21 protein-coding genes and 1 pseudogene are annotated in these 18,740 nt (G+C 43.5%); 4 read left to right on the forward strand and 18 right to left on the reverse strand.

Going from position 1 to position 18,740, the window contains the following annotated elements; all coding sequences use genetic code 11:
* Window positions 1-103 precede the first annotated feature (103 nt).
* Window positions 104-811 carry an MBL fold metallo-hydrolase gene (locus tag ACYQ2N_RS10680; RefSeq protein ID WP_459999221.1) on the forward strand — a complete coding sequence of 236 codons (708 nt, stop codon included), beginning with the start codon at window positions 104-106 and terminating at the stop codon, window positions 809-811.
* A gap of 85 nt (window positions 812-896) precedes the next feature.
* On the opposite strand, the gene ACYQ2N_RS10685 is transcribed toward ACYQ2N_RS10680, so the two are convergent.
* The 3 genes from ACYQ2N_RS10685 to ACYQ2N_RS10695 all read right to left on the reverse strand — a co-directional run bounded on the left by ACYQ2N_RS10685 (window position 897) and on the right by ACYQ2N_RS10695 (window position 4,263).
* Window positions 897-2,426: a sensor domain-containing diguanylate cyclase gene (locus ACYQ2N_RS10685; RefSeq protein ID WP_459999222.1), complete on the reverse strand. Its 1,530-nt coding sequence runs from the start codon at window positions 2,424-2,426 to the stop codon at window positions 897-899.
* Window positions 2,427-2,674: 248 nt separating this feature from the next.
* Window positions 2,675-2,971: a flavin reductase family protein gene (locus ACYQ2N_RS10690; RefSeq protein WP_459999223.1), complete on the reverse strand. Its 297-nt coding sequence runs from the start codon at window positions 2,969-2,971 to the stop codon at window positions 2,675-2,677.
* Window positions 2,972-3,018: 47 nt separating this feature from the next.
* A complete protein-coding gene (locus ACYQ2N_RS10695) occupies window positions 3,019-4,263 on the reverse strand; it encodes a DUF1015 domain-containing protein (protein WP_459999224.1) in 1,245 nt (414 codons plus the stop codon).
* 794 nt (window positions 4,264-5,057) lie between these two features.
* Between ACYQ2N_RS10695 and ACYQ2N_RS10700 the strand changes: the two genes are divergently transcribed.
* On the forward strand, window positions 5,058-6,386 hold the full coding sequence (locus ACYQ2N_RS10700) for an ATP-binding protein (protein WP_459999225.1): 1,329 nt from the start codon (window positions 5,058-5,060) through the stop codon (window positions 6,384-6,386).
* A 220-nt stretch (window positions 6,387-6,606) separates the two neighbouring features.
* On the opposite strand, the gene ACYQ2N_RS10705 is transcribed toward ACYQ2N_RS10700, so the two are convergent.
* The 6 genes from ACYQ2N_RS10705 to bioB all read right to left on the reverse strand — a co-directional run bounded on the left by ACYQ2N_RS10705 (window position 6,607) and on the right by bioB (window position 11,104).
* Window positions 6,607-7,659 carry a sensor histidine kinase gene (locus ACYQ2N_RS10705; protein WP_459999226.1) on the reverse strand — a complete coding sequence of 351 codons (1,053 nt, stop codon included), beginning with the start codon at window positions 7,657-7,659 and terminating at the stop codon, window positions 6,607-6,609.
* Window positions 7,647-7,880 (reverse strand): response regulator, encoded by a 234-nt coding sequence (locus ACYQ2N_RS10710; protein WP_459999227.1) that lies wholly within the window; start codon window positions 7,878-7,880, stop codon window positions 7,647-7,649. Before ACYQ2N_RS10710 ends, ACYQ2N_RS10705 begins: the two co-directional genes overlap by 13 nt.
* A gap of 74 nt (window positions 7,881-7,954) precedes the next feature.
* The gene (locus ACYQ2N_RS10715) at window positions 7,955-8,500 is read right to left on the reverse strand and encodes a peroxiredoxin family protein (RefSeq protein ID WP_459999228.1); all 546 of its coding nucleotides are present in this window, start codon (window positions 8,498-8,500) and stop codon (window positions 7,955-7,957) included.
* A gap of 16 nt (window positions 8,501-8,516) precedes the next feature.
* Window positions 8,517-9,233, reverse strand: a complete 717-nt coding sequence (locus tag ACYQ2N_RS10720; protein WP_459999229.1) for a cytochrome c biogenesis CcdA family protein — start codon at window positions 9,231-9,233, stop codon at window positions 8,517-8,519.
* Between the two features lie 11 nt (window positions 9,234-9,244).
* The gene (locus tag ACYQ2N_RS10725) at window positions 9,245-9,931 is read right to left on the reverse strand and encodes a hypothetical protein (RefSeq protein ID WP_459999230.1); all 687 of its coding nucleotides are present in this window, start codon (window positions 9,929-9,931) and stop codon (window positions 9,245-9,247) included.
* A gap of 195 nt (window positions 9,932-10,126) precedes the next feature.
* On the reverse strand, window positions 10,127-11,104 hold the full coding sequence (gene bioB, locus ACYQ2N_RS10730; RefSeq protein ID WP_459999231.1) for a biotin synthase BioB: 978 nt from the start codon (window positions 11,102-11,104) through the stop codon (window positions 10,127-10,129).
* Between the two features lie 364 nt (window positions 11,105-11,468).
* Here bioB and ACYQ2N_RS10735 point away from each other — a divergent pair, with 364 nt between their 5' ends.
* Window positions 11,469-11,804 carry a metallophosphoesterase family protein gene (locus tag ACYQ2N_RS10735; RefSeq protein WP_459999232.1) on the forward strand — a complete coding sequence of 112 codons (336 nt, stop codon included), beginning with the start codon at window positions 11,469-11,471 and terminating at the stop codon, window positions 11,802-11,804.
* A gap of 190 nt (window positions 11,805-11,994) precedes the next feature.
* Window positions 11,995-12,108, forward strand: a pseudogene (locus ACYQ2N_RS10740) (HEPN domain-containing protein); the annotation flags it as partial.
* 43 nt (window positions 12,109-12,151) lie between these two features.
* Here the strand turns inward: ACYQ2N_RS10740 and ACYQ2N_RS10745 are convergent.
* The 9 genes from ACYQ2N_RS10745 to ACYQ2N_RS10785 form a co-directional block, all read right to left on the reverse strand.
* Entirely contained in the window at window positions 12,152-13,360 is a 1,209-nt protein-coding gene (locus tag ACYQ2N_RS10745) for a class I SAM-dependent methyltransferase (protein ID WP_459999233.1), read from the reverse strand.
* 284 nt (window positions 13,361-13,644) lie between these two features.
* Window positions 13,645-13,974, reverse strand: a complete 330-nt coding sequence (locus ACYQ2N_RS10750; RefSeq protein ID WP_459999234.1) for an AzlD domain-containing protein — start codon at window positions 13,972-13,974, stop codon at window positions 13,645-13,647.
* Window positions 13,956-14,642 (reverse strand): AzlC family ABC transporter permease, encoded by a 687-nt coding sequence (locus ACYQ2N_RS10755; protein ID WP_459999235.1) that lies wholly within the window; start codon window positions 14,640-14,642, stop codon window positions 13,956-13,958. The genes ACYQ2N_RS10750 and ACYQ2N_RS10755 overlap by 19 nt, the downstream gene beginning before the upstream one ends.
* A 246-nt stretch (window positions 14,643-14,888) precedes the next feature.
* Window positions 14,889-15,776: a type I restriction enzyme endonuclease domain-containing protein gene (locus ACYQ2N_RS10760; protein ID WP_459999236.1), complete on the reverse strand. Its 888-nt coding sequence runs from the start codon at window positions 15,774-15,776 to the stop codon at window positions 14,889-14,891.
* The gene (locus tag ACYQ2N_RS10765) at window positions 15,740-16,438 is read right to left on the reverse strand and encodes a type I restriction endonuclease (protein ID WP_459999237.1); all 699 of its coding nucleotides are present in this window, start codon (window positions 16,436-16,438) and stop codon (window positions 15,740-15,742) included. Before ACYQ2N_RS10765 ends, ACYQ2N_RS10760 begins: the two co-directional genes overlap by 37 nt.
* Window positions 16,438-16,719 carry a hypothetical protein gene (locus tag ACYQ2N_RS10770; RefSeq protein ID WP_459999238.1) on the reverse strand — a complete coding sequence of 94 codons (282 nt, stop codon included), beginning with the start codon at window positions 16,717-16,719 and terminating at the stop codon, window positions 16,438-16,440. The genes ACYQ2N_RS10765 and ACYQ2N_RS10770 overlap by 1 nt, the downstream gene beginning before the upstream one ends.
* A complete protein-coding gene (locus tag ACYQ2N_RS10775; RefSeq protein ID WP_459999239.1) occupies window positions 16,716-16,925 on the reverse strand; it encodes an N-6 DNA methylase in 210 nt (69 codons plus the stop codon). The genes ACYQ2N_RS10770 and ACYQ2N_RS10775 overlap by 4 nt, the downstream gene beginning before the upstream one ends.
* Entirely contained in the window at window positions 16,880-17,644 is a 765-nt protein-coding gene (locus ACYQ2N_RS10780) for a type I restriction-modification system subunit M N-terminal domain-containing protein (RefSeq protein ID WP_459999240.1), read from the reverse strand. The genes ACYQ2N_RS10775 and ACYQ2N_RS10780 overlap by 46 nt, the downstream gene beginning before the upstream one ends.
* Complete coding sequence (locus ACYQ2N_RS10785; RefSeq protein WP_459999241.1) at window positions 17,644-18,093, reverse strand: restriction endonuclease subunit S domain-containing protein; 450 nt, start codon at window positions 18,091-18,093, stop codon at window positions 17,644-17,646. The genes ACYQ2N_RS10780 and ACYQ2N_RS10785 overlap by 1 nt, the downstream gene beginning before the upstream one ends.
* Window positions 18,094-18,740 lie beyond the last annotated feature (647 nt).

Here is an 18,740-nt window from a genome sequence, read left to right on the forward strand (position 1 = left end):
TATTTTTGTCCATAGTATAATGGAATCACTAGGCATGAAGTATCACCCATGTGGGTGAAATGTGAAAAATATTCTAACACTTTCGCAAACAGAAGGGGTTAAAATGGTAACTTTTGATGGCATCAAACTAGCGCAAACGAATTGCTATCTGCTTAAAACAAAAAAGGGTTACTTGCTGATTGATTGCGGGAACCAGGTAAATCAACCGGTATTTCTAGACAGTATCCGCAAGCAAAATATTGCCCTCACCGATATTCATTATCTTTTTTTAACCCACCACCATAATGACCACTGTGGACTTTTGCCTTTCCTGATAGCGGCCAATCCGGATATCACAGTGATCATGAGTAAAACCTGTGCGGATTACTTAAAAACCGGGCACCATTTCCAACCGATTCATGAGCATTATGCAAACCCAGGCTTGCACCTGCTGATCGGCCTATTTGCTCGATTTAACAAGCACTTTTCAGAACGCTTCACCCCTTATGTCAGCCGTGCGCAGGATCGATTGATCGAAGGGGATAATGATACCCTGCTCCCTGAGCTGGGCATTAACGGCAAAATATTATACACGCCAGGGCATACTTTGGACAGCATTTCCCTGGTTACGGAGGAGGTCGCTTTTGTGGGGGATGCTGCCCGCAATATGCTGAATTTTACCGGAACACCTTACCAGCCTATCCTCTTATATGACCTTGAGGCCTGCTATAGAAGCTGGGCTAAACTGCTTCAAGAAGGGGTAAAGACAATTTATCCTGCCCATGGACAACCATTTCAGGCCGATAAGCTATTTTCCAAGCGGCTTGGATAACCTTAAAGAGCACTTCGAAAATAGGTTTTTTCAGAAAGATACTCCGCATCACTCATAATAAAATAGTGCGGAGTTTGTTGTTGCCCTAAAGGTCGATTTGCTGAATGGTTTTAACTGAGTCATTGTCGAGTTGAATGGATTTTCCGTCAACAAGGCCGCATATCCTGTTCCGGCCTTGCTGCTTTGCCTGGTAAAGATATTCATCCGCCTTTTGGTAAAGCGAGCGAAAGTCGTTCAAGTGTGGAAAGCGAGCCACTCCGGCGCTCATACCCAGCTTAATCCCCAAATCGGGCAATTGAGCCAGTACCTGTTTTAACCATTCAGCAACCCTGGCATAATTCTCCGGCGTGTCCTCCCAGCCAGAATATACGATGACAAATTCGTCTCCGCCCAGCCTTGCCACCAGGTCATAACTTCTAACGCTTGCTGCCAGCACCCGCCCGAGCTTTATCAGAAGCTGGTCTCCCTGCGGATGCCCATAAGTATCATTCACCTTCTTAAAATGATCCAGATCCATGACGATAAACAGGAGCGCTTCCCCAAGGCGTCCGGCCCGGGCACACTCCGTTTCCAAACGTTCTTCCAGGCCTTTTCGGTTCAATAGTCCTGTCAGGGGATCATGGGTAGCCAAGCGCTCCAAAGCAGCCCGGTGGCGCAGGGTTTCCAAAGCCAAAGAAATTTGAAAAACGAAGGAGTTCATCATCTCCCGCTCTAATTCATCGAATTCATGCGGATCATGCAACACCCATAGTTCTCCCACCGTCTCTCCATTATTCTTCACAGGAAACTTAGATAAGATAAACTCCTGTTTCCAGCCTTTCTCCAAATACTTATCGCAGCTATCGGTAAAGATTGAGCAAAGACTCCTAAGCTTATCTACGCTTACACCCTCTGCATCGCAGAAAGTATTCCTTTCAGCGGCTAATTCTGAGCGCTCCACTGAAGTATGCAAATCTTTCAGTCTGCCAAAGCCATTAAGCCATACCTTTCCCGACTTCAGGTCGTCATTTACGATAAATACCCCTTTATCAACATGCAGGATACCCATAGCCATTTCTCCTGCTTCCGTAAAAAGCTCGGTTTCAGTAGATACCCTGTTTAAGATATTGGTTCCGTTCAAAAGCAAACTAACGGCTGTCTGTTGCCACCAGAATGTTCGTTCCCGTTCTTCCTGTTCGATATGAAGCGCCAACAACCAAGAGAAGCGTAACAGCCAAAGGGACATGTCCTCTTGCAGTTGGCTTGATAGTTCCCGATCAAATTCAGACACGCAGGCAGCTAACAAAGCATGGGTCCGTTTCTGGCGCAATGGCAAAATAAAGAATTCCCGCGTTTCCGGCTTCAATATCCGTATGATCCCGTTTTCAGGCTTATTAATTTCTGCTGCTATGGAGGCCAATAGGGACGAGATAAAGGGTTGGCCCAAGCTTTCACCCTGGGCGGCAACCTGGACCCACTGCTCCTCTTTCCATTGCCATATTGATGCAGCCCGAGAGTTATATTTTTCACACAACCCTCCGACAAACACTTGGAGCGCCTCTTTCAAATCGGATGCCTCATTGATCTGATCCACCAGACCCCAGGTCCAGCGGCCTCCGTGTACTTCCTCTGGCATCAACCATCCTCCATCCAAAAACAATCATAGTCAATCATATAATATTTCGCGATGTTCTTTGTAATTCCTTCCATTTACTACTTTAAGCCACTATTTTATTAATAATCCACGAAAATTCCTGTTTTCCACAGAGTAAGACCTAACATTTTCCAAATATCTACAGAACACCCTTGTTATATTCCGGTGCCAGAGGCTGTCTTTTTCAATAAGAAAGAGACCCCGGAGAATATTCCCCGAGGTCTTTTCTATCATTGATCTTTTCTACCCAGCAGACACTGCCGCTCTGTGTCATTGCCACGGAATTCGCGCCCCAACTTGCCAATAAACACCGTATGGGTCTCAACGTCCAAACGTTTGCTGACTTCTGCCTCCAAGTAGCCAATACTGTGCTCCAGAAGGATGGGTACCCCGGTCGTCCCCAGCCGGAAAGATACCCCTGCAAATTTGTCTATTTCCCGTCCGGACTTGAAGCCAAACTGCCCAATCAAACCCATCGATGCCGTCACCGGCAGCACGGAGACGGTGAACACCCCACTCTCAATCATTGCCGACTTCCGGTTCATGAATAAGCGATTGCTATCCCCCCTCGTTCTTATAGTTCATGGATGAATAAACCGCTTCTCAGTTTAGGCTCAAACCAAGTGGATTTGGGAGGCATCACTTTGCCGGCATCCGCGATGGCCATCAAGTCATCGATCGTTGTCGGGTACATAGAGAAAGCTACCTTCATGCCTTCCTTTACTCTGCGCTCAAGTTCAGTTAGACCCCTGATGCCACCCACAAAATCAATCCTCTTATCCGTTCTTGGGTCTTGGATGCCCAGAATCGGGTTAAGCAGATTATTTTGCATGATGGAAACATCCAATCTGGCAACCGGGTCATGATGATCATAGGTTCCTTGTTTGGCCATCAGCTTATACCACTTGCCCTCAAGGTACATCCCGAAGGTATGCTTCTCCTCCGGTTTATATGGTCCTCCGCCTTTATGCTCTTCCACCTCGAACATTTCTTTTATTTCCGAGATAAACTCCTCTTCCGATTTGCCGTTTAAATCTTTAACTATGCGATTGTAATCCAATATCAATAGCTGCTCATCCGGAAACAGCACGGACAAAAAGTAATTAAATTCTTCCGTACCGTTAAATCCAGGGAACTGCTCTCTCCTCTTTATTCCGACTTTAACGGCAGAGGCGGAACGATGATGTCCATCAGCAATGTACAGGTAGTCTACTTCGGCAAAGACGCTCATTAATTTTTCCAGTACAGCCGAATCGTCAATGACCCACACCGTATGACCGATAGTATCTTCTGACACAAAATCATAAACCGGCCTATGCGCTTCCATCCACCTGTTGACTAGCACATTGATTTCATGCTTTGCTCTGTAGGTGAGGAATATGGGTCCAGTATTGGCGTTGCAGTAATCGACATGGTTGATTCGATCCCGTTCTTTATCTGCGCGGGTATGTTCATGCTTTTTGATAATATCATTGATATAATCATCGATTGAGGTACAGCCCACAAGTCCGGTTTGGGCCCGGCCATCCATAACCTGCTTGTAGATATAGAAGCAGGCATTGCCATCTTGAATAAACGTGCCTTCTTCAATCATTCTTTTCAAATTGTCTCTGGCTTTTTCATATACCCTCGTATCATATGGATCAATTGACGGATCGAGATCGATTTCCGCCTTATCGACATGCAGGAATGAATAGGGATTACCCTTTACCATCTCTCTTGCTTCATTGCTGTTCATGACATCATATGGAAGTGCCGCCACCTTGTCGGCCAAATTGGATGTAGGCCGTAGCGCGTGAAAAGGTTTTACAATGACCATTCGTATCACTCCTCGAACTTCATGTCTTGTTACTGTGTCTTACTACTTGTCTTTTTACTCTACCTTTTTACTATACCTCAAAGCTCGTGAATAACAACTTCAAAATACACATTAAACATAATTTAATTCTACACTCATCAAAAAAATCCCCCTAAGACAGGGGAATTAAGGGATACATTTCTAAACTTCTTTCTATAAAGCCTTATAGGCCTAGTACCCCATCCCAATCGATGTTATAATATGGTAATGGGAGGAGTACCTAAAAGGTTTGTCCAAGAATGCATACGCATCGCCAACGAACTTATGGCTCATATAGACAAGGTGTTGACAAAGTAACAGGGGGGCTTATTAGCCCCCCCTCAGTTCTTATCGTGCGTAAATGAATAATCCGCTTCTTGATACATATAGTCCCTTGTCCACGGCCAATCGTTATTCACGCCTTTTGTGAACAGAAATTGATGAACAAATATTCCAACGCTAACCACCCGGTCGAAGGACCTGTTCTTGAGCTCACGATAATAATGTAAATTTCGAGAAAGCCGTTGTTCGGAAATCGGAACAACGGCTTTTACGATTAACTCGGCCAGAAGGCTTGACATTTCAATGCCGAGATGAATGGGATCCCAAAGGTTATAACCCCTTGCCTAAAATAATAGTAACCGTGAAAACCTCGCCATTGATATATAAAGCTGTTCAAACGATGCCAGATAGCACGCTTATCACAAAAGTCCTTTGACTTTTGTGATAAGCGTGCTATATTATGGGTAGACTATCCGCAATAGGGAGGTGTCGTCATGTTTAGAAATGCTATGAAAGATTTAATCGAGTGGAAAGCCTCTGCACATAGAAAACCGCTCATTATTCGTGGCGCAAGACAGGTCGGAAAGACTTGGCTGATGAAAGAGTTCGGGAAAGCTCAGTATAAAAAATGTGCCTACATTAACTTTGATCATAACGCGAGAATGGAAAGCCTGTTTAGTAGCGATCTTGATCTAAACAGAATAATAACAGCCCTTCAAATTGAAGCAGGGGTAACCATTGAAGCGGATAACACATTAATTGTTTTTGACGAGGTACAGGAGGTGCCACGAGCCTTGACCTCGTTAAAATATTTTTACGAAAATGCACCGCAGTATCATGTTGTGGCAGCAGGCAGCTTGCTTGGAGTTGCACTTCACCCCGGAACATCTTTTCCGGTGGGCAAGGTTGATTTTATGAACTTATATCCCCTTGATTTTTTGGAGTTTATGAATGCAACAACCGGCAATGAAAATTTGACGCAGCTTCTTAAGGACAGAGAATTTAGCTTGATAACAAGCTTTAAGGGCAAATATATCGATTTGTTAAAGCAATATTACTATATTGGCGGTATGCCGGAAGCGGTTTCTACCTTTATTTATACGCAGGATTATACGAAGATGCGCGAGGTGCAAAACCGATTGTTGATGGCCTACGAACAGGATTTTTCAAAGCACGCACCCAATGAAACAGTCCCTCGAATCAGAATGCTGTGGAATTCTGTCCCCGCTCAGCTTGCAAAGGAAAACCGCAAGTTTATTTATGGATTGATTAGACAGGGCGCAAGAGCGAGAGAGTACGAGCTTGCTATGCAATGGCTACTTGATTGTGGTCTTATTTACAAAGTGCACAGAGTTACAAAGCCGGATATGCCGCTTATGGCCTATCAAGACTTTAATGCGTTTAAACTATTTATACTTGATGTAGGGCTGCTGGCTGCTATGAGCGGACTTGACTTAAAAGCTTTGCTTGAGGGTAATAGGATTTTTGCGGAATTTAAAGGGGCCTTAACCGAGCAGTATGTATTGCAGCAGCTTGTTGCCAGCAGGGAGATCACACCGTTCTATTGGTCGGCTGAAAAAGGCACCGCCGAAATTGATTTTATCTTCCAAAGCGGGACTGATATTATTCCAATTGAGGTTAAGGCGTCCGAAAACTTACAAGCCAAGAGCCTTAAAAGTTACTGTCAGAAATACCAGCCAAGGGTTGCGCTGCGTTCATCCATGTCGGATTACAGAAAAGAGGAATGGCTGACTAATGTACCGTTATATGCGATAAACGTGTTGTCAGAGATCCTAAGGCATGATTCACAACCATTTTCGTAACATCACGAAAATGGTCTTCGACATTGATATTGCTGTTTTTGCAGACCCCTTTTGCTTTTTCCAAGACTTTATAGCAATCTTCCCAACGGACATATTGTACAAAACCCATCTTGAGGTAATAAAGCAGCTACTTCTCTCAATACTGTTCCCATTGATCTTCCCATTGGACAAGCACTTAGCGTAAAAAGGACAATTTTCTTAATTAAGGAATGATTCATGTCTATTTCTCCTCTCTTACATCTGCTAAAGGAACTGTAAACCAAAAGGAATGTTCATCTTCCCGGGAAATTAAACCGACCTCCCCACGGTGTTGGTCAATAATTTCTTTGACAATAGCCAATCCGAGACCCGCTCCTCCGGTCTTGCGGTTGCGGGAGGAATCCAGACGGTAAAAACGTTCAAACACCTGATCCGCTTTGTCATCAGGAATGGGTTGCCCCAAATTGGTCACCACGACTTTATAGACATGGCCCTCCGTTTTTCCCTCGATTTTCACCCAGCCACCCCGGTCATATTTCAGGACATTTTTCAGCAGGTTGGTGATGACCTGTTTGAGGCCCTCTTTGTTTCCTAAAACATTGGCAGCCTGGATATTAGCCTCTGCTTTGATGTCCCTGTTTCTCATTTCCAATTCAAAACTTTTAAGGGTTGATTCAAGAACATTCTCCACGGAGATTTTCGGCAGCTCGTTCTGCCCCAGCCTTTTCGATTCCCAAATATTTAACTGATGAAGTTCCTCCACCAAACCGGTCAAATGCAGCGCTTCCTCATGCAATGAGCGGTAAAGCCCCAGATCACCCTGAATGACGCCGGTGCTTAAAGCTTCCAGATAGCCTGTAAGATTCGTGAGAGGCGTTCGTAGTTCATGAGCTATGTCGCTCACCATTTTTTTCCGGAGTTCCTCTGTTTGCTGTAACTTGGAGGATAGATGATTAAAGTCAGAGATAAGGCGGCCAATTTCATCTTCGGACGAAATTTCCCGGCAAGGCTGAAACTCCCCTCTGGCCATCTTTTGAGCCGAAGTTCCCAAGTGCTGCAACGGCAAGATCAGCTTCCTTACCAGGAAATAGTAAAGAATACCGGCCACGCTCACCGCCAGAATACTTGCTCGTATTAGATAAAATTGCATGGTCCGGTCAAACAAATTGCTCGATGCTCCGCCAATAACCTGATATTGCATGGCAAGCAAACAGGCGAAATCTTTGACGGAAACGCCTGCCAGCCAAATCACAATCGCAATAATCAGCAGATTAATCAGAATTAATTTGGCCAAAATACTTCTTTGCCAAAAAAACCAGTTTTTAGAAGGCGACCGGGCAGCATTAAATCCAAAATCACCAAACAGGGGTCAAATTGTTTAAACTTTTCTAAAGCGTCTTCCCCGTCTTCCGCTTCCAAGGCCTCGTACCCTTCTCTTTCCAGATATACCTTAACAAGCTGGCGGATTTTAGCATCGTCTTCGACAATTAAAACAGACTTCCCCTTAGTGTTCATAAACACACCTCCATCCGCTCTGCGCTAACGCCGACCCATTCCATCCGAGCTTAATTATAAGTTAAACCGTTGCCTTATTTGACCGCGCCCAGCATCTTTTCCATCACTTCGTAGGTCATCGGTCCGACAATTTTCTCCCGAATCACTCCCTGAGTATCAAGAATATAACTGGCAGGAATAGACGATACTTTGTAAAGCCGGGCTACATCGCTGTTTTCGTCCAGAAGTACAGGGAAAGTAATACCATACGCTTCTATAAACGCCGGAACATCCGCCCGGCTCTTTTCCGCTTTGGTCAGGTTGACGGCCAGGATTTCAATCCCCTCGTTTTTATTTTTGGTATAAAACTTTTCCATTTCCGGCATCTCCAGGCGACAGGGCGGACACCAGGTTGCCCAGAAGTTGACAATCACCTTTTTCCCTCTGAGGCTGGAAAGCTTCATTGCCTTCCCGTCTACAGTGCGCAGTTCAAAATCCGGCGCCAGATTCCCTTTTTCCAGACCGACCGTCGCCTGCTGCCCTTGATCCGTATTTGTTGACACTCCGGCTGAATTGGACTTTGAATATAACCCCCAAATCACCAGTCCGATTAAAACAACAACCGTTAAATATTTTTTCACTGCTAAATCTTCCCTTCTAATACGTAAAATAGGTAAAACCGGCTAGCCAAGCGCTTAGCTTCTGCAACTGGCCTGTATACAACAATAAGCCCATGCCAATGAGAATCCAGCCGTTGATTACGGATAAAACGCCTAAACTTCGATTAATTTTCCTCACAACGCGCAAAGAATACGTAATAATCAGGGAAATTGCCAGAAACGGGATGCCTAAACCCAGTGAATAAACGAAAAGCATAAACATCCCACTATAAACCGTATTTGCAGATCCGGCCAGCAGGAGAATTGAAGACAACGCCAAACCGACACAAGGTGTCCAGCCGGCTCCAAATGACATGCCCAGAATGAGGGATCGCCAAACATTCTTTTCCCCTGTTTGTTTAGCTTCCCAACGTTTTTCCATCATGAGAAAACGCAGTTTTAGGATTCCCGCCATCTGTAAACCAAAGATAATGATCAAAAGCCCGCTTATTTTTTGGACAATATCCCGGTTATGGGTGAAAATCTGTCCCAGTACGCTGGCCGATGCCCCCATCAGCACAAAGATTAAACTAAAACCCATAATAAAACTGAGAGAACGAGCCAGCAACAATCGTTTGGAAACCTCCACCCTATTGTTTCCAAGCGTTGAACCGGTAAGATTGGCAACATAAGCCGGAATTAAGGGAAATACACACGGCGACAAAAACGATAACATCCCTGCCGTAAAGGCAAATAGAACTGAAACATTCTCCACCGAACTTCCCCCTATGCATTTTTGTTAAGTCTTTTTTTCCCCGCAACCCAATCTATCCCAAGACAAAGTGCGGCAAGGCTTAAATAGAGAATTTGCTCTTGGGAAAACCCCCACCAATCATTCTGTTTGAGCGGGTTCAAAAACGAAATAAACACTTGACCCAAGCTAAACCACAATAAAACTTGATTCAAGACAGACGGCTTGCCGATTTCTTTGCTTCTCCGAAAAATCAGCAGGAGAATAAGCAAGGCGATGATAATTTCACTCCCATCAACCCAAACCATTTGATTATCCCTAATCAAGTCAATCATATAGTACACTACGGTGGCAGCCAAAAAACCTGCAGCTAATAAATCCCCATAAACCCAAACTGAAACTTGGTCCTTTTGCGCACGACGGTAAAAATAAAAGATTGCAGCTACCGCGGCCAGCCAGATCCCACGCTCGCCACCCGAGAAATAGAGCAACGTCAAAGGGTTGATAACAACACTTACCGGATCGAAAAGAATCAAGCTAAATTTCCATACCATCATAGCGATAATTAAGCTGTTTTCGATCGTCTCGATCATCCGTTGATCTGGATATCCAGCTGTCTTCAAACGGTATTTTATAACAAAATAACCCACTAAAGCGGAAAGAATAATAACCAACCATTGCGTCTTGAGCAGAAAAGGACCAACCTGTAGGGCATCTTGCATCTTTTTCCCTCCTTTGTAGTCGTATCCTTTAGACTATAACATTCAATTTTAAAGATTCTTTAAAGATGTAAAACAAAAGCCAAGATGAGCAGTTAATCAGCGGTTTTTTCCGAATGACAAAAGGGACTCCGCGTTAAGTGCGAAGCCCGTTGATTCCTCCGGGTTTAACGGTTGCAGCTCACTTTTTCCTGATTACTATACTACTAACCCCATATCCAGTATCATTTGAATATCTTCCGCCACAGTACGACCGGAGGTGGTTAAATAACTACCCACCAATGTAGCATTGATACCTGCTAAATAACCCATAGACTGCAAATTTCGCAGGGCATTTTCGCGACCACCTGCGAACCGCAACATTGCTTGTGGTAAAATAAAACGGTAAATTGCTATAGTTTGTAATATTTCTAAGGGAGGCAACACCAGTTGTGTTTCCAGGGCAGTACCTGTGATGGGATTGAGAATATTTATGGGTATAGACTGCACTTCTAATTCCCTTAAAGTAAAGGCCATCTCCAAACGCTGGCTCATGGTTTCACCCATCGAAATAATCCCGCCGCTGCAAACATCCAAATCCGCGGCCTGACACGCTTTTATGGTGTTGATGCGGTCTTGATAACTGTGCGTAGTACATATTTGAGGAAAGTAGCTTTCCGATGTTTCCAGGTTATGATGGTACATGCTTACACCAGCTTCCCTTAAGCTTCGAGCCATGTTTTCGGTGATTATCCCCAGGGATGCACAAAGCTTCAGGTTGGTTTCTCGGGCCAAACGCCGGTAAATGCTTAAGACCTTAACAAAATCGCCTTCACTTATCCCCCGGCCACTGGTCACCAGGGAGAACCGTTGGGCTCCTTCCGCTTCCATCTGAAGTGCTCGTTCTAAAATTGTCTCCCCATCCAACAAATCATAAACGTCCACTCCAGTCTGATGATGCGCAGACTGGGCGCAAAATTTACAGTTTTCTGAACACCGACCGGACTTGGCGTTGATAATAGAACAAAGATCCACCTTTTTGCCAGCCCGTATATCACGAATCCTGCTAGCAGCAGCAAACAAATGATACAGGTCAGACCCTGCCAATTCTTCCAACTTTCGTGCCTCTTCCCGGGTAATATCCTGACCGGCCAATACCTTTTCCTCTAAACGGTTAATTAAATCAACATTACTCATATTTATCATTGCTGCTCCCTTTCAATAACATTTTTTATAACATCAGGAAATTGCATTGCCAAATGGATGAATGACCGTTACAAAGTCTACTGTTATCACGGTTTCCCACACTCTGGCATCAGTACCGGTAATAAAAGAGCCTTTGTTATGCATTAACATATGTTTATCACCTCATTGTAAACTTCCATATTAAGATATGTTTACAATAATTTTAAGCCAGTGTGCGCCAATTGTCTACCCATTAAAAATAATAACCTGGACAAATCATGGATCGAGCCATCAATTCTTAATTAACCGATGCGGAATCTTAGACATTTCTTCTGTACATACTTAAAACAATTAAATTAAAAGGGAGTAAGATTTAATGGGAAACAAAAGACTGACCATTGTACAAATTAATGACGAACACGGCTACTTGGATTTACATCAGGAACTTTTTTGGCAGGGAAGACAAGCCATTTTTCGACAAACAAGAGGGTATGCCAGACTTGCTGCTCTGGTCAAGCAGATTCGGGCAGAAAATCCCAATATCCTTTTTTGTGATAATGGCGACACTTTTCACGGCACTTATCCCGTTGTTCAAACTAAGGGAGAAATCTTAGTTCCGTTGTTGAATAATTTAGGGTTGGATGCTATGACCGTACATTGGGAGTTTGCCTACAGCCCCGAAGTGTTAAAAGAAAGGGCGGCAGAACCTTGAGCGAACATTTTCTGCTGATCCATTCCAGCAAATGGGAGGATATGTTAAGCGTTGTCTCGGCCTTACCGCCTATTTGTCCGCATTGAAAACCCCAGAGGGCAGCGCATTCAGAAGTTGTTCATAGGCCAAGATGAGGTGCAGGCAGGTCAGCTCTACAAAGCAACTTTTGTAACAGAACAAGCTCTATGAGCATGGAGGAGACAACGATACCGTATGTTACTTTTGCCAGCAAGCGGCGGAAAAGTACCTAAAAGGTTTATCCAAGAATGCATACGCATCGCCAACGAACTTATGGCTCATATAGACAAGGTGTTGACAAAGTAACAGGGGGGCTTATTAGCCCCCCCTCAGTTCTTGTCGTGCGTAAATGAATAATCCGCTTCTTGATACATATAGTCCCTTGTCCACGGCCAATCGTTATTCACGCCTTTTGTGAACAGAAATTGATGAACATCAATATTGCCACACTTAAAGGATGCGGCGCAGGCGTTTAAGTATAGTCGCCACATGCGAATGAAAGTATCGTCTTTAGTTTCTTTAATTACGGGCAAGGCCTGTTCAAAGTTAGCAGCCCAGTGCTCCAGCGTTTTGGCGTAATGTAGGCGTAAACTCTCAACATCGAGAACAAAGAATCGATTAGCAGCCATCTCTCTAATGAGCTCTTGAACAGATGGTATGTAGCCCCCAGGGAAAATGTATTTTTCAATCCAACTATTCGTTGCTGCTTCTTCATAGCTCGTGATGGAATGCAGTAAAGAAACCCCTCCATCCTGGAGCAGCCGATTGACTGTGGAAAAATATTCCCGAAGATGCTCCTTGCCGACATGTTCAATCATTCCAACGCTAACCACCCGGTCGAAAAACCGGTTCTTGAGCTCACGAAAATCCAGCAGCTGGACTTCTACAAAATCCTGAAGATCCTCTTCCCGAATTCGCTCGGAGACCCGTTCGTACTGTTCTGAGCTTAACGTAATGCCCAGAGCCTTCGCGTGATAGTTGCGGGCAGCTGTGATAATCAGCTCTCCCCAGCCACAACCGATATCGAGCAAGGTCTGGCCTTCCTGTAAATTGAGCTTGCTCAAAATATGGTGTACTTTGTTATGCTGGGCTTGAGTCAGCGAGTCTTGCGGTGATTTGAAATAGGCGCATGAATAAGTCATGGTATCATCCAGCCACAAGCGATAAAAGTCATTGCCGATATCGTAGTGGTGTTGCACATTTTCCTTACTCCGTTTTAGGTTGTTGGAAAATAGCTTCACTAATTTTGTGTATGTATTTTTGTCATGCAAAAAACTGGCTTGATTATTATACAAGGATTCAATAACCCGCTGGACACTTCCTTCGATCTCGACTTTTTTGTGCATGTACCCCTCTCCAAAGGCCAGGGAAGAGTCGCTAATTATATCCGCCTTCGGGATTGGTTCGTACAAAACAAGTTTGAATTCAGGATCACCTTCCCCATACTTTTCGATATCGCCGTCCCAATATTCTACTTGGCAAGGATTAGAGAACAAATTCCTAAATAGATTTTGATAGAATAGCTTGTCAATACTCATTAAACAACCTCCTAAACAGTCAACTGTTTGGCACACTGATGATTGCAATATGAAATTATCTATTGCTAAAATTTTACATCTCTTGCATTGGCTTTGCAATACGCTCCCGCCTTTTAGTCTGTAAATGTTGAGAAAAGCCGTTGTTCGGATTTCCGAGCAACGGCTTTCTCTATTATTAATTCACCCTAACCACAAAAATAAAATTTGAAAGCTGGACTCATCTCACACAAAAAGGGTTGCCCTATCACTAGGACAGACCCTCAGTTAACCTATCCTTGTAAAAGTTAGAATAAGAACGGTTTAAACTGGTTAAGAACTATAACACTAATAAGTCCCACAGCAACCGTCCACATTAAACTCCTGCTTTTAAACGCCACGATAAAACAGGGTATGGCAGCCAACAAATAAATATTGCGCCAACTAAAAGACACCCCTGTTTCCCGTACGAAAATACTCTGAGCAGTCAAGGCGGCCAAAACTGCCGGAGGAATTAAGCGCAACCAACTTATTAACAGCGGTGGTAATTCAATCTTATTTAGTACCACTAGAGGCAACATCCGGGGAAGGTAAGTTACGACTGCCATTCCGATAATAATTAAGTAGATTTCAGCCATTTTTCTACCCCCACTCCAATAGTTGCTGCCACAACTGTAGCGATAATAATATTCCAGCGACTAGGCATAACCAGATAAATTCCTATGCCCAAAACCACTGCCACTAACGCCGTTAAATTGGTAATCTTGTCTTGGAGCTGAAAAATTAGGAGACAGATGAACATAGCGGTAAGCGCGTAGTCAAAACCAAAAATCGCTGGATTGGGAATCAAATTGCCGACTACCGCTCCAAATACCGTGCTTAGGATCCAGGCCAGATGATTTGCAGGAAACAATCCCCAAAGAAATCCTGCACTTCTCTTCTCTTCCGTAAACTCTCCCATGGCAACAGCATAACTTTCATCTGTCAACTCGTACGATAAAACAGCCAGCTTGGACTGAGAAATTCCCTTTAAAAAAGTAGAGATGGAGGCACTAAACAGTAAATGCCTCAGATTTACAATAAATGTAGTGGCAATAATACTCCACATATCTGCCCCAGCCTTCAACATCGCCACAGAAATAAACTGGGATGACCCGGCAAATACCAATAAAGACATTAAAAAAACCTGGGTGAGATTAAGCCCAGCCTCCCTGGCCAAAACTCCGAAGGCTAAGCCAATCGGCATATACCCTAAAATCACTGGCACAGCTTTGGTTAAGCCATACCTTATATCGTGTTTTTCCAAATCTACCGCTCCTATCAGTCTCTTACGCTAAACTTCCTGTTATCTGTTTTGTAGCTAACATAGGCACTTCACATTACAATCTTTTGCAGTTGTTTGCGACACTTTTTTGCTTTAAGGTGGCTGTTTGGCGACTTTATCTTCAATACCTAAGCCCTTTTACAATCTCGTAGTCAAGTATTCTTTTACGCTCTTTCCAATCCGGCATATGCACTGTCAGAAATTCATAAAAATCTTTATATCCATAGCCTAATATCTGCTTACTGCTGTTTTCATAAGCCCTTCCAGCATCAGATCGATTTTTTCAACAGGCAGTTTTATTTCGAATTCTTCGCTAAAATCCCAGATCAGGTCGTCAAGCGCTTGCTCCATATCTCTATGCACTGCCACATTAAAACGCCAGTCCACCTTGGCACGACTGGATATAGCCTTTTTGACAGCACTAGCTAATTGTCCCATTGCTTCATCTGTTTCTGGCGACACGTCTTTAATCGCCTCGGTAATGATATTCTGAATCGATCCATAAAAAGCTTTCGCATCACTGTCATTATCTATGCAGGCAGGGTACTGATGACCAGTATAACCTCTTTTGAAATCATCCGCCACTTTCTCCATTTGAAAGAGATAAGAATCATCATTTCTTGACGCCTTATACTCAGCAAGAGTTTCTCTGACCTGCTCAGAAAACTTCTTGTATAGTAAAGGATCATCATAGCGGCTTGTTTCCAGCTCTCCAACCATCCGGGTTCGAATGGCGTCACCTTTGGCGACTTTGCTGTCCAGTTTTTCAAGCTGCTCTTTCATCCCTTCGGTATCGTGGATCGAAACAGGTTCAACAATAATTTGGCTTGGTTCAGAAAGTACAAAGTTATTCAACAGGCTTCGAATGCCGTCTTCATATTGACTAAAATCCACTTTTTCATTGTAACGAAGCAAAATTGCCCCACGAAGTTTTTGAAAATGAAGTAAATCTTGCTTATATTTTTGCATCTGGTCATAGCCGATGGCACTATACAAGGCATAGCTTCCCATAGCTAAATCTAATAGGCGAGAAAATATTGATAGCCTTTCATAAAACAACTTCCTCAAATCATCGTCGGTCAAAGCGCTTTGCCTTGATAGTCTTTTTCCCGCCATATATTAAAATACTCAGAAAGAGTACCACACGTACCAAATTTAACAGTGTTTGGGTTCATGGCCATCACAATTTGAGCGAATTTAAATAGCTGGGGGATGTAGTTGGGTTGCCAGTTGCGTATATTTTGGGCTACACCTTCTTCCACATCGATGCTTGATTTTTTGCACTCGATTACCACTAGGGGAATACCGTTGATGAGCAGCACAATGTCCGGTCGTGCATACTTGCCGTTTGGCCGTTCCACCGAGAATTCATCTGACACCTGCCAGATATTGTTCTCCGGATACTCCCAATCAATAAACTTTAAATCAAAAGACTGGCGACCGCCGTCATACAACTCCTCTTCATAGCTGTTGCCGGAAAGGAGCATATCATAGATGATTTTGCTGGCCGACATCAGACCAGAAACAAGTGGCACGTCAATATCGGTAATCGCCTTGCCGATAGAACGGTCGGAAAATGGCGTTTGCTTGCCTCTATAAACAAAGGACTGGCGATGCAAAAACTCACGCAAAACCTCAGGAAACAGAACATTTGAAAGTCGACCACGCAAGTTTTCTGCATGCGAACGTGGTATATATTGATAGCCTAATCTCTCTAATACTTTGATCACCCGATCCTGACTCTCAGGGCGTTCGTTAAATATGGTATGGTTGGGCATCAGGGCACCTCCTGGGCATTGACTCTCACAATACCTGTCAGCAGCAGTTGCATCAGTACCTTTTTCTGTTTTTTCAGTTGATCAAGCTGCTTTATATGCAGGTCAATTTCTCGATCTGCTGTGGATAGCATGTCCCAATAGCGGTTTGTTCGGGGTGAGGAGGAAGTAATAACGATATTTGAGCTAACAAGCGCTACAATTCTCTTTCTCGGGTCTGCATTTTGCACGATTAAATAGCAGGCATAGCGAGAAAGTTCAATATATTGTTGAATATTTCTCATAATCCCAACTCCTTCAGATACTTGGCCATTTGCGTTTCGACTTCGGCAAGCTCTTTTTGGATGTTTGCGATATTGTTTTTTACCTCCTCAATATCTATCAAGGCTTCCTCTTCAAAGGTATCAACATAACGAGGAATGTTCAGGTTATACTCGTTGCCTTTTAACTCGTCAAGGCTAGCCACATGGGCAAACTTTTCAATATCCATACGGTTTTCATAAGCTTTGACAATATCATTAATGTGCTTTGTGCTGTCTTTCCGGTTTTAATGAGCAGGGAACCGGAGCCACATGTAGGATCGTACATGGTATCACTAATTTTAGGGTCGACAATACGTGCCATTAGTTCCGAAACTTCAGCCGGTGTAAAGAAAGACCCGGCTTTTTTACCGGCCTGACCGGCAAACTCACCAATCATATATTCGTAGGCATCGCCAACGGTTTCAGCAGCCACTTTACCATCCTCCGGCAGGATGGAAGAAGGACGCAAATCAAGAGACTCAAAATCTTCAAGTAGTTCCCTTAAGCGAGTATTTCTTTGTTTATGGTTGCCCAGCATGGCTTCACTATTAAAGTCTATGTTCCTAAATATCCCTGCAAATAGTGAAGGATTATCATCTTCTATTCCGCGCAAAGCCACATTGATGAGTTCCCCCAAATTTTCGTTATATCTGCTTTCATAAAGCCAAGAGAAGCTGTGCTCTTCCTTAATAACAAACGGAAGTCTGTTTATCGCTCTTTGCAGCCTTACAGGATCATCATATTTTTTCTTCAATTCTTTAATTCTTTCCAAATATGTGTCACTGAGATACTTTACAAAAAGCATTGGCAGGATGTAGTCTTTGTAGTTGGCTGCATCAATGGCTCCTCTAAATGTATTGGCCCCTCGCCAAAGCGCAGCCTCGATGTCTTTTCTTGTAGTAGCCATCATTCTTCCTCCTCGCTTGAGGTAATGCTATTTATTATTGCTGCCATCAGCCGTTGATCTTCTGCCATCAAATCACCCAAAAGTTTTTTACGTTTTTTGTATAATAGCCACATCTCGCCAATTGCTTTTTGTTTTTCATATTCTATGGCTGGTATATCCAATACAGCCAGTGCTTTGGTCGAGATGGACTTAATAGCTGTAACCGAGCCGACAATATTGCTATTTAGCCAAGCCATACCTTGGGTTTCGAGCAGGCAGGCTATATAGGCCGGGTAATAGTTTTTAAACACACGAACAACAAAGAGATTACTAGAAAAGGTTGTATTTGAAATATCCTCGCTTACGAGCGTTACTATGTCTGGATTAAGTCGTTTAAGTAAAATATCATTTTCTCGAATGAAATAGCTATCATCAACAGGAGTTTGCCTATTTATTTCTGAAGTACTCAATATTTCATTGAAAATCCCTAGATGATTGGGTTGAATAAAGTTATATGTTATGGCACTTTCGTTGTTGATAAGTTCGATTTGCTTGGAATCGGAAGCTTCCCTTGAACTATCAATTAATGTTCACAATAGTAAAATTGTTTTCTGTTATGGTGACACCCGTCGGCCCACCCGTCGGCTCCGCCAACCGCATATCCAATAATAGTAAAAGGGGTTTCGCGGCAAAGCGCGAAACCCCTTGATTTCTATGTATACCTATAAAATATAATAGAATTAATCGATATATGAAACGTTAACATATCAGTTTCAGATTGATCGCTAAATTTTAATGAATGGCGGAGAGAGTGGGATTCGAACCCACGAGAGCCTCACAGCTCTACTCGATTTCGAGTCGTTGAAATTGAGTGTTCATGGGTGTTTTTTGAGGTTTTTTCGGTGCGTTTCGGAACGGTAAAAATGCTGTATTCATGCGGGATTGAGGGTTGTGGCGCAGGCGGTTGGGGCTTCGGGGAAAATGCTAACAGGATGCAGGTTTTTTGGATAAGTGTGAGCGGGGTGTGAGCATTTTACGGTATTCAACAGTGTTTAATAGTTGAATTTAACGCACGGTCAACGCACGTTTTAATGCACGCGTGCGTTAACCGTGTATT

Source organism: Paradesulfitobacterium aromaticivorans (assembly GCF_054657415.1).

What these genes read in the sequence shown, in the direction of transcription:
- ACYQ2N_RS10680 (WP_459999221.1), top strand. Translation starts at nt 104, where the DNA reads ATGGTAACTTTTGATGGCATCAAACTAGCGCAAACGAATTGCTATCTG.
- ACYQ2N_RS10685 (WP_459999222.1), bottom strand. Translation starts at nt 2,426, where the DNA reads ATGCCAGAGGAAGTACACGGAGGCCGCTGGACCTGGGGTCTGGTGGAT.
- ACYQ2N_RS10690 (WP_459999223.1), bottom strand. Translation starts at nt 2,971, where the DNA reads ATGATTGAGAGTGGGGTGTTCACCGTCTCCGTGCTGCCGGTGACGGCA.
- ACYQ2N_RS10695 (WP_459999224.1), bottom strand. Translation starts at nt 4,263, where the DNA reads ATGGTCATTGTAAAACCTTTTCACGCGCTACGGCCTACATCCAATTTG.
- ACYQ2N_RS10700 (WP_459999225.1), top strand. Translation starts at nt 5,058, where the DNA reads ATGTTTAGAAATGCTATGAAAGATTTAATCGAGTGGAAAGCCTCTGCA.
- ACYQ2N_RS10710 (WP_459999227.1), bottom strand. Translation starts at nt 7,880, where the DNA reads ATGAACACTAAGGGGAAGTCTGTTTTAATTGTCGAAGACGATGCTAAA.
- ACYQ2N_RS10725 (WP_459999230.1), bottom strand. Translation starts at nt 9,931, where the DNA reads ATGCAAGATGCCCTACAGGTTGGTCCTTTTCTGCTCAAGACGCAATGG.
- bioB (WP_459999231.1), bottom strand. Translation starts at nt 11,104, where the DNA reads ATGAGTAATGTTGATTTAATTAACCGTTTAGAGGAAAAGGTATTGGCC.
- ACYQ2N_RS10735 (WP_459999232.1), top strand. Translation starts at nt 11,469, where the DNA reads ATGGGAAACAAAAGACTGACCATTGTACAAATTAATGACGAACACGGC.
- ACYQ2N_RS10745 (WP_459999233.1), bottom strand. Translation starts at nt 13,360, where the DNA reads ATGAGTATTGACAAGCTATTCTATCAAAATCTATTTAGGAATTTGTTC.
- ACYQ2N_RS10750 (WP_459999234.1), bottom strand. Translation starts at nt 13,974, where the DNA reads ATGGCTGAAATCTACTTAATTATTATCGGAATGGCAGTCGTAACTTAC.
- ACYQ2N_RS10760 (WP_459999236.1), bottom strand. Translation starts at nt 15,776, where the DNA reads ATGGCGGGAAAAAGACTATCAAGGCAAAGCGCTTTGACCGACGATGAT.
- ACYQ2N_RS10765 (WP_459999237.1), bottom strand. Translation starts at nt 16,438, where the DNA reads ATGCCCAACCATACCATATTTAACGAACGCCCTGAGAGTCAGGATCGG.
- ACYQ2N_RS10770 (WP_459999238.1), bottom strand. Translation starts at nt 16,719, where the DNA reads ATGAGAAATATTCAACAATATATTGAACTTTCTCGCTATGCCTGCTAT.
- ACYQ2N_RS10775 (WP_459999239.1), bottom strand. Translation starts at nt 16,925, where the DNA reads ATGGATATTGAAAAGTTTGCCCATGTGGCTAGCCTTGACGAGTTAAAA.
- ACYQ2N_RS10780 (WP_459999240.1), bottom strand. Translation starts at nt 17,644, where the DNA reads ATGGCTACTACAAGAAAAGACATCGAGGCTGCGCTTTGGCGAGGGGCC.